Origin of the sequence: Pseudomonas brassicae, assembly GCF_010671725.1 — a bacterium.
GTDB lineage: Bacteria > Pseudomonadota > Gammaproteobacteria > Pseudomonadales > Pseudomonadaceae > Aquipseudomonas > Aquipseudomonas brassicae.
This window is the reverse complement of the sequence record NZ_JAAHBU010000156.1, coordinates 1-12,554: the sequence shown is the minus strand read 5'-3', so window position 1 is coordinate 12,554 and position 12,554 is coordinate 1. Positions and strand designations below refer to the sequence as shown.

Sequence of the window (12,554 nt, the reverse complement as noted above, 5' to 3'; positions counted from 1 at the left end):
GCTGGCTTGCCAGCGAAGAACGCGGCGCGATTTCATATCCTGCGCACAGGTTCGCTCCATGTTCGACGACCTACTGCAGTACCTCGGCCTCTCGGCCTTCAGCCTGAGGGGCTTCGGCCCTCTGTTGCTGCAAGGCACCTGGATGACCGTGCAACTGTCCATCATGTCACTGCTGGTCAGCGTCGGCCTGGGCTTGCTGGGTGCCAGCGCCAAGCTGTCCTCGGTGCGCCTGCTGCGCTTGCCGGCACAGCTCTATACCACGCTGATCCGCGGCGTCCCCGACCTGGTGCTGATGCTGCTGATCTTCTATAGCCTGCAAACCTGGCTCACCACCCTGACCGACGCGATGGAGTGGGAGTACATCGAGATCAACCCGTTCGCCGCCGGGGTCATTACGCTGGGCTTCATCTACGGCGCCTACTTCACCGAGACCTTTCGCGGGGCGATCCTGGCCGTGCCACGCGGCCAGGTCGAGGCCGCCAAAGCGTATGGTCTCAAACGGTTCCAGCGATTTCGCTTCGTGGTCTTCCCGCAGATGATGCGCTTTGCCCTGCCCGGTATCGGCAACAACTGGATGGTGATGCTCAAGGCCACCGCACTGGTGTCGATCATCGGCCTGGCCGACCTGGTCAAGGCCGCTCAGGATGCCGGCAAGAGCACCTACCAGCTGTTCTACTTTCTGGTGGTGGCTGCCTTTATCTACCTGCTGATCACCAGCGCCTCGAACGTGGCCCTGCGCTGGCTGGAACGGCGCTACAACGTCGGCACCCGGGAGGCACTGCGATGATCGAACTGCTGCAGGAATACTGGCGCGCGTTCCTTTACACCGACGGCACCCACATCACCGGGCTGGCCATGACGATGTGGCTGCTCAGCGCCTCGCTGCTGATCGGCTTCGTGGTGTCGATCCCGCTGTCGATCGCGCGGGTATCGCGGCGTTTCTGGGTACGCTGGCCGGTGCAGTTCTACACCTACCTGTTTCGCGGCACCCCACTCTACATCCAGCTGCTGATCTGCTACACCGGCATCTACAGCCTGGAAATGGTGCGCGGCCAGCCACTGCTCGACAGCTTTTTTCGCGATGCGATGAACTGCACCATTCTGGCCTTTGCGCTCAACACCTGCGCCTACACCACCGAGATCTTCGCCGGGGCGATCCGCAGCATGCACCACGGTGAAGTGGAGGCGGCCAAGGCCTACGGCCTGCGCGGGTGGAAACTTTATGCTTATATCATCATGCCGTCCGCGCTGCGCCGCTCGCTGCCGTACTACAGCAATGAGGTGATTCTGATGCTGCATTCCACCACCGTGGCCTTCACTGCCACCGTGCCGGACATCCTCAAGGTTGCCCGCGACGCCAACTCCGCCACCTTCCTGACCTTTCAGTCGTTCGGCACCGCTGCAGCCATCTACCTGTGCGTGACGTTCGCCCTGGTAGGCCTGTTCCGCCTCGCCGAACGGCGCTGGCTGGCGTTCCTCGGACCTGCTCACTAGGACAGTTCATGCACCACAAGACCCACGACATCCTGGCCCCGGTGCCGGGGATTTCACGCCAGATCCACAGCTTTCACTTCGGCCCGCGCGCGCCGGCAAGGTCTACATCCAGGCTTCGCTGCACGCCGACGAACTGCCCGGCATGCTGGTGGCCTGGCACCTCAAGCAACGCCTTGGCGAGCTGGAGCGCCAGGGCCGCCTGCGCCACGAGATCGTGCTGGTGCCGATTGCCAACCCGGTAGGCCTGGAACAGGTGCTGATGGACGTGCCGCTGGGGCGCTACGAGCTGCAGAGCGGCGAGAACTTCAACCGCAAGTTCGTCGACCTGAGCGACACCATCGGCGACCAGATCGAAGCGCACCTGACCCAGGACCCGGCGCACAACCTCGAACTGATCCGCGAGTGCCTGCGCCGCGCGCTGCACGCCCACCCTGCAATGACCCCGTTGCAGTCGCAGCGCCTGACCCTGCAACGGCTGGCCTGCGACGCCGACATGGTGCTGGACCTGCACTGTGATTTCGAAGCGGTGGAACACCTCTACACCACCCCCGAAGCCTGGCCGCAGGTCGAGGCGCTGTCACGCTACCTGGGCGCGCAGGCCAGCCTGCTGGCCACCGACTCGGGCGGGCAGTCGTTCGATGAGTGCTTCACCCTGGTGTGGTGGCAGTTGCAGCAACGCTTCGCCAAGCAGTTCCCGATTCCGCAGGGCAGTTTTTCGGTGACCGTCGAGTTGCGTGGCCAGGGCGATGTCAGCCACCCGCTGGCCAGTGCCGACTGCAGTGCAATCCTGCATTACCTGACCCGTTTCGGTGCCATCGAGGGCGAGCCCGCGCCGTTGCCGGCACTGGCCTACCCGGCCACACCGCTGGCGGCGGTGGAACCGGTGGCCACGCCGCTGGGCGGGCTGCTGGTGTTTCATGCCACACCGGGCCAGCACGTGCAGGCCGGGCAACTGATTGCCGAAGTGATCGACCCGCTGAGTGACCGTGTGACCCCGATCCACAACCACCAGGCCGGGCTGATGTATGCCCGCTCGCTGCGCCGCATGGCCACCGCCGGCATGGTGATCGCGCACGTTGCGGGCAACCAGCCATACCGCAGCGGCTACCTGTTATCGCCATAAGGGCCTGTGCATGTACAAACTCACCATCGAAGGGCTGCATAAACGCTACGGCGAGCACCACGTACTCAAGGGCGTGTCGTTACAGGCGAAAACCGGTGATGTGATCAGCCTGATCGGCGCCAGCGGCTCGGGCAAGAGCACCTTTTTGCGATGCATCAACTTTCTCGAACAACCCGACGAAGGCAGCATGACCCTCGACGCCAGCCGGTGCGCATGGTGCACGACCGCCATGGCCTGCATGTGGCCGATGCCGATGAGCTGCAGCGTATCCGTACGCGCCTGGCCATGGTGTTCCAGCACTTCAACCTGTGGAGCCACCTGAGCGTGCTGGAGAACATCAGCATGGCGCCGCGCCGGGTGCTGGGGGTGAGCAAGCACGACGCCGAGGCGCGCGCCCGCGCGTATCTGGACAAGGTTGGCCTGGCGCCGCGGGTGGCCGACCAGTACCCGGCGTTTCTGTCCGGTGGCCAGCAGCAGCGCGTGGCGATTGCGCGGGCACTGGCGATGGAGCCGGAGGTGATGCTGTTCGACGAACCCACCTCGGCGCTGGACCCGGAGCTGGTGGGTGAAGTGTTGCGGGTGATCCAGGGCCTGGCCGAGGAAGGTCGCACCATGATCATGGTGACCCACGAGATGAGCTTTGCGCGCCAGGTGTCGAGCCAGGTGCTGTTCCTGCATCAAGGGCTGGTGGAAGAACAGGGGGCGCCGGCGGATGTGCTGGGCAATCCGAAGAGCGAACGGTTGCGCCAGTTCCTCAGCGGCAATCTCAAGTAAAACTAATGCCGGGCGGGTGTGGTCTGTGAAGACACACCCCTTGCCCACAAGCGGCCCCGGCATGCGCAAACCGTCCGACCTCGCTGGCCCCTGGTTTGCCACTCGTGGCTGGCGGCCGTTCGCGTTTCAACAGCGCGTGTGGGCCGCCGTCGCTCGCGGCGAGTCGGGGCTGCTGCACGCCAGCACCGGCGCCGGCAAGACCTACGCGGTGTGGCTCGCGGCCCTGCAGTACCTGGCCGCCCTCGACACGCCGAAGGGCAAACACCGCGCGCCGTTGCAGGTGCTCTGGATCACCCCCATGCGCGCCCTGGCGGCCGACACCGCGCGCGCGCTGCAGGCGCCGCTGGACGAACTGGGCATTCACTGGAGCCTGGGCGTACGCAGTGGCGACACTTCCAGCGCCGAACGTGCACGCCAGAGCCGTCGCCTGCCCAGCAGCCTGATCAGCACCCCCGAAAGCCTGACCCTGCTGCTCACCCGCGAAGCCGCACACAGCGATTTTGCGCACCTGCGCATGGTCGTGGTGGACGAATGGCACGAACTGCTCGGCAACAAGCGTGGCGTACAGCTGCAACTGGCCCTGGCGCGCCTGCGCCGCTGGCACCCCGGGCTGATTGTGTGGGGGATCTCGGCAACCCTGGGCAACCTGGAGCACGCGCGCGAGGTGCTGTTGCCAGACGGCGGCTGCCTGGTGCAAGGCCGCCAGGACAAACGCATCGAGGTCGACACGCTGCTGCCGCCGGCCATCGAACGCTTCCCCTGGGCCGGACACATGGGCCTGAAGCTGCTGGCCCAGGTGCGCGACGAAATCGCTGCCAGCAGCAGTTGCCTGGTGTTCACCAACACCCGCGCCCAGGCCGAGTTGTGGTACCAGGCACTGCTGGAGGCCAGGCCCGATTGGGCCGGCATCATTGCCCTGCACCACGCCTCGCTGGCCCGCGAAACCCGCAACTGGGTGGAGCAAAGCCTCAAGCAAGGCCAGCTCAAGGCCGTCGTGTGTACCTCGAGCCTGGACCTGGGGGTCGACTTCCTGCCCGTCGAGCGGGTGCTGCAGATCGGTTCAGCCAAGGGTGTGGCGCGGCTGATGCAGCGCGCGGGGCGCTCGGGCCACGCGCCAGGGCGCCCTTCGCGCGTCACCCTGGTGCCCACCCACAGCCTGGAACTGGTGGAAGCCGCCGCCGCCCGCAAGGCGGTAGCGGCGCGGCAGATAGAAGCGCGGCGCTCGCCGGCACTGTGCATGGACGTGCTGGTCCAGCACCTGGTGAGCATGGCCCTGGGGGCCGGTTTCAGGCCGCCCGACCTGCTGCAGGAAGTGCGCAGTTGCTGGGCCTACCGCACGCTGCGCGATGACCAATGGCAGTGGGCGCTGGCATTCGTGCGCAATGGCGGCGCGTCGCTCGGTGCCTACCCCGACTACCACCGCGTGATCGTGGACGACGACGGCGTGTGGCGAGTGGCCAACGCCCGCCTGGCGCGCGCCACCGCTTTGGCATCGGCACCATCGTCAGCGACGCCAGCATCCACCTGAAGTACTGGAGCAAGGGCGGTGGCGGACGCAACCTGGGCAGTGTCGAGGAAGCCTTCATCGCACGCCTGCGCCCCGGCGATGCGTTCCTGTTCGCGGGGCGTACGCTGGAACTGGTGCGCATCGACAACATGACCGCCTATGTGCGCCGCAGCACCTCACCCAAGGCCGCCGTGCCGCGCTGGAACGGCGGGCGCATGCCGCTGTCCGGCGAGCTGGCCAGGGCGCTGGTGGACCAGCTGGATGACGCCGCGCACGGACGCTTCAACGGCCCCGAGATGCGTGCGGTACAGCCTCTGCTGCTGTTGCAGCAGCGCTGGTCGAGGATTCCGCCCCGCGACATGCTGTTGGCCGAAACCTGGCACTCGCGTCAGGGTTGCCATCTGTTTCTGTACCCGTTCGCCGGGCGCACCACGCACCTGGGCCTGGCCAGTCTGCTGGCCTGGCGCTGCAGCCGGACGCAGCCGCTGAGCTTTTCCATTGCGGTGAATGACTATGGGCTGGAGTTGCTGTGCGCCGGCGAGGTGGCGTGGGCCACACTGCTGCCGCAGCTATTGAGCCCCGCGCACCTGCTCGATGATGCCCTGGCCAGCCTGAATGCCGGTGAAATGGCGCTGCGGCGCTTTCGCGAGATTGCGCAGATCTCCGGCCTGGTGTTCGGCGGCTATCCCGGTGCACAAAAAAGCACGCGACAGATCCAGGCCTCCAGCGGCCTGTTCTTCGAGGTGTTCCGCCAGCACGACGCCAACAACCTGCTGCTGGGGCAGGCGCGTGACGAAGTGCTGAGCGAAGAACTGGAAACCGATCGGCTGGCGCAACTGCTCGAACGCCTGGGGCGTCTCAGCCTGCACGTGCAGGTGCTCAAGCGCCCCGGCCCGCTGGCCTTTCCATTGCTGGTGGAAGGCATGCGCGAAACCCTCAGCACCGAAAAGCTCGCCGACCGCATCGCACGCATGGTCGCCGACCTCGAACGCGCAGCAAGCAAGGAGCCTTGAGTGAGCAACCCTGTGAGTATCGACCTGCTCGGCCAGACCCTCTGGCTGCTAGCCGACAAGGCACTGTACTGGCCCGCCCGTCGCCTGATGCTGCTGGCCGATGTGCATATCGGCAAGGCCGCCACCTTTCGCGCGCAACACCTGCCGGTGCCTCGCGGCACCACCCACGCGACCCTGCAGCGCCTGGACCGGTTGCTGGCGAGCTACCCCTGCGAACGCCTGATCATCCTCGGCGACTTTCTGCACGCGCGCGCCGGCCGCGCCCCCGCGACGCTGGAACGCGTGCGGGCATGGCGCGAGGCCCATGCGGCGATGACGGTGACGTTGCTGCGGGGCAATCATGACCAGCATGCTGGCGACCCGCCACAGTGCCTGCGCATCGAGGTGCTGGACGGGCCGTTGCTGCTCGGCCCGTTCGCGCTGCAACACGAACCCGAGCCACACCCCACCCACGCGGTCATCGCCGGGCACGTACACCCGGTGTTCGTGCTGCGCGGGCGCGCCCGGCAGCGCTTGCGCCTGCCGTGTTTCGTGATGGGCGAACGGGTCAGCGTGTTGCCGGCCTTCGGCGATTTCACCGGCGGCTGGGCAATCGCGCCTGCGGCGGATGAGCGGGTCTACCTGGCCGCAGATGGCCAGGTGTGGCCCCTACAACGCTAAGTCAGGCCACAGGCGCCGGCGGCGGCTCGTCGGGCAAGGTGGGTTCACCCGGTTCCATGGGCGGGTGTTCGCCAGGTTGTGGCGTGTCGGGAGTGTCCGGGTCGGGTTGACCGGGTACACCGCCGGCCTGCATCAACGGCGGATGCGCCAGCAGTGACCAGGCCACCAGCCCGATCTGATTGGGCTGCAGCACGGCCAGTTTGGCGCTGATAGTAGGGTCGAGTTTCATCGGCGGCTCCTGAGCGAAATCCGACACGCCTCCTGGCGGGTCGGGACGGTTCATCTCGTTGGAGCGCCGATCGGGCAACTAATTCCCTCGGTTCGTCGCCTCAGGTGCGTGGCAGGGTCACGCCACGCTGACCCTGGTATTTGCCGCCACGGTCCTTATAGGACACTTCGCACTCTTCGTCGGACTCCAGGAACAGCATCTGCGCCACACCTTCGTTGGCGTAGATCTTGGCCGGCAGCGTGGTGGTGTTGGAGAACTCCAGGGTCACGTGGCCTTCCCACTCGGGTTCGAGCGGGGTGACGTTGACGATGATGCCGCAGCGCGCGTAGGTGCTTTTGCCCAGGCAGATGGTCAGCACGTTGCGCGGGATGCGGAAATACTCGACGGTGCGCGCCAGGGCGAACGAGTTCGGCGGGATGATGCAGACGTCGCTCTTGACGTCGACAAAGCTGCCGGCGTCGAAGTTCTTCGGATCGACGGTGGCCGAATTGATGTTGGTGAACACCTTGAATTCATCGGCGCAGCGCACGTCGTAACCGTAGCTGGAGACGCCGAAGGAGATCAGACGGTTGTCGGCTTCGCCGCGTACCTGACGCTCGACGAAAGGCTCGATCATGCCGTGTTCCTGCGCCATGCGGCGAATCCACTTGTCCGATTTGATGCTCATGGCGGGGTGTCCTGAAATAGCGTGGTGAAGAAATTCTGTGGGGCATCTTACCGGGCCCGCGCCGGGTTCAAAGTTTCCCGGGGTCGCAGCGCTCGGATGCCTGTCAAATGGGGCCTGCGAGAGAGGGGGACAGTGCCGTCAGTCCTCAATTATGCGAAACCTGAACAAGACCATTGGCACGTTCTGGAAAAAGGGTTATGGTGACGCCACTGTGCTGCACGTGTCACTGAGAATCTCTACCTGATGCAAGATCTTGATCAACACATCTTCATGAATTTTCTGCCTCTTTGCACTCAGTCTCGGCCAGGGCATTTCCTGAGCCGTAATTAACTTTGTCCAAGGAGACAGACTATGTCCAATCGCCAATCCGGTGTTGTTAAGTGGTTCAACGATGAAAAAGGTTTCGGTTTCATCACCCCACAATCGGGTGACGACCTGTTCGTTCACTTCAAAGCCATTCAAGCTGACGGCTTCAAAAGCCTGAAAGAAGGCCAAGCGGTCACTTTCATCGCTACCCGCGGTCAGAAAGGCATGCAAGCTGAAGAAGTACAAGTTGCCTAACTTGCGCTTCACTGCTTGAAAGAAGCCCTGCCCTCATCGGCGGGGCTTTTTTTTGCCTGTTGTTCCTGCAGGCACCGACCTTGCCGGCACCTGCTGGTGATGGTTTGGAATCAGTCTTCGCTGATGGTGATGCTTGGCATGGCTGGCGCCGCCGCCGCCTGCAGCACGATGCGTGCACCCACCCGCCGCGCCAGTTCCTGATACACCATGGCAACCGGGCTTTGCGGTTCGGCAATCGCCGTCGGCGTGCCACTGTCGGCCTGCTCGCGAATCGCCATCGACAACGGCAGCGAGGCCAGCAGCTCCACACCGAACTGAGTCGCCAGCTTCTCGCCGCCCCCCTCACCGAACAGGTGCTCGGCATGCCCGCAGTTGGAGCAGATGTGCACGGCCATGTTCTCGACCACGCCCAGCACCGGGATACTCACCTTGCGGAACATCTCGACACCCTTCTTCGCGTCGAGCAAGGCCAGGTCCTGCGGCGTGGTAACGATCACCGAACCGGCCACCGGCACCTTCTGCGCCAGGGTCAGCTGGATGTCACCGGTGCCTGGCGGCATGTCGATCACCAGGTAGTCGAGGTTGTCCCAGGCAGTCTGGGTCACCAGTTGCAGCAACGCCCCGGACACCATCGGCCCGCGCCAGACCATCGGCGTGTTGTCGTCGGTCAGGAAGGCCATGGACATGACTTGCACACCATGCGCCTGCAACGGCACGAACCACTTCTGCTCGCGGATGCTTGGACGTGTGCCTTCGGCAATGCCGAACATCACACCCTGGCTCGGCCCATAGATGTCGGCGTCCAGGATGCCCACCCGTGCACCTTCGCGGGCCAGTGCCAGGGCCAGGTTGGCGGCGGTGGTGGACTTGCCCACGCCGCCCTTGCCCGAGGCCACGGCGACGATGTTCTTGACGTTGGCCAGCCCCGGGATCTGTGCCTGGGCCTTGTGCGCGGCGATCACGCAATTGATCTCGACCCGTGCCGAACGGACACCCGCGATCCCTTCAAGCGCGGTCTGCAGCACCTGGGCCCAGCCGTTCTTGAACAGGCCGGCAGCATAACCGAGCTGCAAGGCCACGCTGACGTGATCGCCCTGGATATCGATGGCCTGCACACAGCCGGCGCTGACCGGGTCCTGGTTCAGGTAAGGGTCGGTGTATTGGCGAAGGACGGCTTCAACCGCTGCGCGAGTGACGGCGCTCATGGAGACTCCCGATAAAAGACTGAGTGAAACAGGCCGCTATGCTAACCCGTGAAACATCGGCAGATACCTGCATGGGGTGAAATATATTTCCCATCGTTTTATAGTGGCCGATCACCGTTCATACCTTGTAGCCGAAAGTAGCCGAGCCCCCATGTCCGAGCCACGTCAGATTCTCGTCACCAGCGCCCTGCCCTATGCCAACGGGTCGATCCACCTTGGCCACATGCTCGAGTACATCCAGACAGACATGTGGGTGCGCTTCCAGAAGCACCGCGGCAACCAGTGCACCTACGTCTGCGCCGACGACGCGCATGGTTCTGCGATCATGCTGCGTGCCGAAAAGGAAGGCATCACGCCCGAGCAACTGATCGCCGCCGTCCAGGCCGAGCACAGCGGTGACTTCGCCGACTTCCTGGTGGAGTTCGACAACTTCCACTCGACCCACGCCGAAGAAAACCGCGAGCTGTCGAGCCAGATCTACCTCAAGCTGCGTGACGCGGGGCACATCGCCAACCGCTCGATCACCCAGTACTTCGACCCCGACAAGCAGATGTTCCTGGCCGACCGCTTCATCAAGGGCACCTGCCCCAAGTGCGCGGCCGAAGACCAGTACGGCGACAACTGCGAAAAGTGCGGCGCCACCTATGCGCCCACCGAGCTGAAGAACCCCAAGTCAGCGATCTCCGGTGCCACCCCGGTACTCAAGGACAGCCAGCACTTCTTCTTCAAGCTGCCCGACTTCCAGGCCATGCTGCAGCAGTGGACCCGCAGCGGCACCCTGCAGGACGCCGTGGCCAACAAGATCGCCGAATGGCTGGATGCCGGCCTGCAGGAATGGGACATCTCGCGTGACGCGCCGTACTTCGGCTTCGAGATCCCTGACGAGCCGGGCAAGTACTTCTACGTGTGGCTGGATGCGCCGATCGGCTACATGGCCAGTTTCAAGAACCTCTGTGCCCGTCGCCCGGACCTGGACTTCGACGCCTACTGGAAAAAAGATTCCAGCACCGAGCTGTATCACTTCATCGGCAAGGACATCGTCAACTTCCACGCCCTGTTCTGGCCCGCGATGCTCGAAGGCGCAGGCTATCGCACGCCGACCGCCATCAACGTGCACGGCTACCTGACCGTCAATGGCCAGAAGATGTCCAAGTCGCGCGGCACCTTCATCAAAGCCCGCACCTACCTGGACCACCTGTCGCCGGAATACCTGCGCTACTACTACGCCGCCAAGCTGGGGCGCGGCGTGGATGACCTGGACCTGAACCTGGAAGACTTCGTGCAGAAGGTCAACTCGGACCTGGTCGGCAAGGTGGTCAACATCGCCAGCCGTTGTGCAGGCTTCATCCACAAGGGCAATGACGGCGTGATGGTGGCTGGCGATGCCGCACCCGAGCTGACCGAAGCCTTCCTCGCCGCAGCACCCGGTATTGCCGAGGCCTACGAAGGCCGCGACTTCGCCCGCGCGATGCGCGAGATCATGGCCCTGGCCGACCGCGCCAACGCCTGGATCGCCGACAAGGCCCCCTGGTCGCTGGCCAAGCAGGAGGGCAAGCAGGACGAAGTGCAGGCCGTATGCGCCCAGGGCATCAACCTGTTCCGCCAACTGGTGATCTTCCTCAAGCCGGTGCTGCCATTGCTGGCCGCCGACGCCGAGGCGTTCCTGAACGTCGCGCCACTGACCTGGAACGATCACCAGAGCCGCCTCGAAAACCACACCCTCAACCCGTTCAAGGCGCTGATGACGCGCATCGACCCGGTCAAGGTACAGGCCATGACCGACGCCTCCAAGGAAGACCTGGCCGCCAGCCAGACCAGCGTTGCCAGCGGCAACGGCGAACTGGCCAAGGACCCGTTGTCTGCCGAGATCGACTTCGATGCGTTTGCCGCCGTCGACCTGCGGGTTGCGCTGATCCTCAAGGCCGAAGCCGTGGAAGGTGCCGACAAGCTGCTGCGCCTGACCCTGGACATCGGTGACGAGCAGCGCAATGTGTTCTCCGGCATCAAGTCCGCCTACCCGGACCCGGCCAAGCTGGAAGGTCGGCTGACCATGATGATCGCCAACCTCAAGCCACGTAAAATGCGCTTCGGGATCTCCGAAGGCATGGTGATGGCTGCGGGCCCTGGTGGCGAGGAAATCTACCTGCTCAGCCCTGACAGCGGCGCCAAGCCAGGCCAGCGCATCAAGTAAGCCCCCCTGCGCCCCGACCCTCAGTGGCCGGGGCGTTCTCATTGCCGCGTGATTGCCGGATAATGGCGCTCAGCCCTTCGCTTGTGGCGCCCTCATGACCGAACTGTTACTCACCTTGCTCAGCGCCGCGCTGGTCAACAACGTCGTCCTGCACCAGGCACTGGGCCTTGACCCGTTGCTGCAGTCGGGTACGGCGCTGCAGCGCCAGCGTGTGCATGCGCTGGGGCTGGCAACCCTGGTGATGCTGCTGCTGGCGATACCGCTCGGGCAGTTGCTGTACCTGCACCTGCTGCGCCCGCTTGCACTCGAGTACCTGCGCCTGTTCGTGTTCATGCCGCTGTGCGTGCTGCTGATCGCGCCGATCCTGAGCCTGCTGCAACGTCAGGTGCCCGGCTGGCCATTTGCGCGGCTCAAGCCGCTGCTGCTCGGCAATGCCGCCCTGCTCGGGCTGGCACTGCAGGTCAGTGACGCCGCTGCCGGGCTGCTGACAAGCGTGGCCTTGAGCCTGGGCAGTGGCCTGGGTTTCTGGCTGGTACTGAGCCTGTTCGATGACCTTTGCCAACGCAGCGATGCGGTACCGGCGGCGTTTCGCGGCCTGCCCATCAGCTTGATCGGCGCCGGGATCATGGCCCTGGCCTTTCTCGGCTTCAACGGATTGTTTACCCCATGAGCCTGATTCAACGCATTGACGCCCTGCTGCCCCAAACCCAGTGCGGCAAATGCGGGCATGCCGGCTGCCAGCCCTATGCCCAGGGGCTGGCCGCTGGCGAAGCGATCAACAAATGCCCACCCGGCGGCAGCGAAACGATTGCCGCACTGGCCATGCTGCTGCAGGTGCCCGTGATCGCGCTGGACCCTGAGCGAGGCAGTGCCCCCGCCCAGGTGGCGTTTATCCGCGAAGCCGAGTGCATTGGCTGCACCAAGTGCATCCAGGCCTGCCCGGTAGACGCGATTGTCGGCGCAGCAAAACTGATGCACACGGTCATCAGCGCCGAATGCACCGGGTGCGACCTGTGCGTGGCGCCCTGCCCGGTCGACTGCATCGACCTGCTGGCGCTGCCGAGCAACAGCAGCATCGTGCCGATTGTCGGCGGCCTGGCGCATTCCGAGGCGCAATACGCCGCGCGGGC

General features: G+C 64.6%; 10 protein-coding genes and 3 pseudogenes. 10 read left to right on the top strand and 3 right to left on the bottom strand.

Annotation, left to right across the window (positions count from 1 at the left end; genetic code table 11):
• The first annotated feature begins 58 nt into the window (after positions 1 to 58).
• From G3436_RS12525 to pdeM, 6 genes and pseudogenes are all read left to right on the top strand, one after another.
• Positions 59 to 787 carry an ABC transporter permease gene (locus G3436_RS12525; RefSeq protein WP_163945334.1) on the top strand — a complete coding sequence of 243 codons (729 nt, stop codon included), beginning with the start codon at positions 59 to 61 and terminating at the stop codon, positions 785 to 787.
• Positions 784 to 1,494: an ABC transporter permease gene (locus G3436_RS12520; protein ID WP_163945331.1), complete on the top strand. Its 711-nt coding sequence runs from the start codon at positions 784 to 786 to the stop codon at positions 1,492 to 1,494. Before G3436_RS12525 ends, G3436_RS12520 begins: the two co-directional genes overlap by 4 nt.
• An 8-nt stretch (positions 1,495 to 1,502) precedes the next feature.
• Positions 1,503 to 2,617 (top strand): annotated as a pseudogene (locus tag G3436_RS12515) (succinylglutamate desuccinylase/aspartoacylase family protein).
• Between the two features lie 10 nt (positions 2,618 to 2,627).
• A pseudogene (locus G3436_RS12510) lies at positions 2,628 to 3,391 on the top strand (ABC transporter ATP-binding protein).
• 61 nt (positions 3,392 to 3,452) lie between these two features.
• Positions 3,453 to 5,911: pseudogene (locus G3436_RS12505) on the top strand (ligase-associated DNA damage response DEXH box helicase).
• Positions 5,912 to 6,571, top strand: a complete 660-nt coding sequence (gene pdeM / locus G3436_RS12500) for a ligase-associated DNA damage response endonuclease PdeM (protein WP_163945329.1) — start codon at positions 5,912 to 5,914, stop codon at positions 6,569 to 6,571. It begins immediately after the preceding pseudogene.
• Position 6,572: 1 nt separating this feature from the next.
• Here the strand turns inward: pdeM and G3436_RS12495 are convergent, their stop codons facing one another.
• A complete protein-coding gene (locus G3436_RS12495; RefSeq protein ID WP_163945326.1) occupies positions 6,573 to 6,800 on the bottom strand; it encodes a hypothetical protein in 228 nt (75 codons plus the stop codon).
• Positions 6,801 to 6,900: 100 nt separating this feature from the next.
• Positions 6,901 to 7,467 (bottom strand): dCTP deaminase, encoded by a 567-nt coding sequence (gene dcd / locus G3436_RS12490; protein ID WP_163945323.1) that lies wholly within the window; start codon positions 7,465 to 7,467, stop codon positions 6,901 to 6,903.
• 351 nt (positions 7,468 to 7,818) lie between these two features.
• Between dcd and G3436_RS12485 the strand changes: the two genes are divergently transcribed.
• Positions 7,819 to 8,028: a cold-shock protein gene (locus G3436_RS12485; RefSeq protein WP_163945321.1), complete on the top strand. Its 210-nt coding sequence runs from the start codon at positions 7,819 to 7,821 to the stop codon at positions 8,026 to 8,028.
• A gap of 110 nt (positions 8,029 to 8,138) precedes the next feature.
• On the opposite strand, the gene apbC is transcribed toward G3436_RS12485, so the two are convergent.
• On the bottom strand, positions 8,139 to 9,233 hold the full coding sequence (gene apbC, locus G3436_RS12480; RefSeq protein WP_163945318.1) for an iron-sulfur cluster carrier protein ApbC: 1,095 nt from the start codon (positions 9,231 to 9,233) through the stop codon (positions 8,139 to 8,141).
• Between the two features lie 151 nt (positions 9,234 to 9,384).
• Between apbC and metG the strand changes: the two genes are divergently transcribed.
• From metG to G3436_RS12465, 3 genes are all read left to right on the top strand, one after another.
• Entirely contained in the window at positions 9,385 to 11,424 is a 2,040-nt protein-coding gene (gene metG / locus G3436_RS12475; RefSeq protein WP_163945315.1) for a methionine--tRNA ligase, read from the top strand.
• 94 nt (positions 11,425 to 11,518) lie between these two features.
• Positions 11,519 to 12,094 (top strand): Rnf-Nqr domain containing protein, encoded by a 576-nt coding sequence (locus G3436_RS12470; RefSeq protein WP_163945300.1) that lies wholly within the window; start codon positions 11,519 to 11,521, stop codon positions 12,092 to 12,094.
• Positions 12,091 to 12,554: RnfABCDGE type electron transport complex subunit B (locus G3436_RS12465; protein ID WP_163945297.1), on the top strand; the 464-nt coding region annotated here is incomplete at its 3' end. The genes G3436_RS12470 and G3436_RS12465, both read left to right, overlap by 4 nt.

Bases quoted from the DNA above. Each gene is read 5' to 3' on its own strand.
- G3436_RS12525 (WP_163945334.1), top strand. From the start codon at position 59: ATGTTCGACGACCTACTGCAGTACCTCGGCCTCTCGGCCTTCAGCCTG.
- G3436_RS12520 (WP_163945331.1), top strand. From the start codon at position 784: ATGATCGAACTGCTGCAGGAATACTGGCGCGCGTTCCTTTACACCGAC.
- G3436_RS12495 (WP_163945326.1), bottom strand. From the start codon at position 6,800: ATGAAACTCGACCCTACTATCAGCGCCAAACTGGCCGTGCTGCAGCCC.
- dcd (WP_163945323.1), bottom strand. From the start codon at position 7,467: ATGAGCATCAAATCGGACAAGTGGATTCGCCGCATGGCGCAGGAACAC.
- G3436_RS12485 (WP_163945321.1), top strand. From the start codon at position 7,819: ATGTCCAATCGCCAATCCGGTGTTGTTAAGTGGTTCAACGATGAAAAA.
- apbC (WP_163945318.1), bottom strand. From the start codon at position 9,233: ATGAGCGCCGTCACTCGCGCAGCGGTTGAAGCCGTCCTTCGCCAATAC.
- metG (WP_163945315.1), top strand. From the start codon at position 9,385: ATGTCCGAGCCACGTCAGATTCTCGTCACCAGCGCCCTGCCCTATGCC.
- G3436_RS12470 (WP_163945300.1), top strand. From the start codon at position 11,519: ATGACCGAACTGTTACTCACCTTGCTCAGCGCCGCGCTGGTCAACAAC.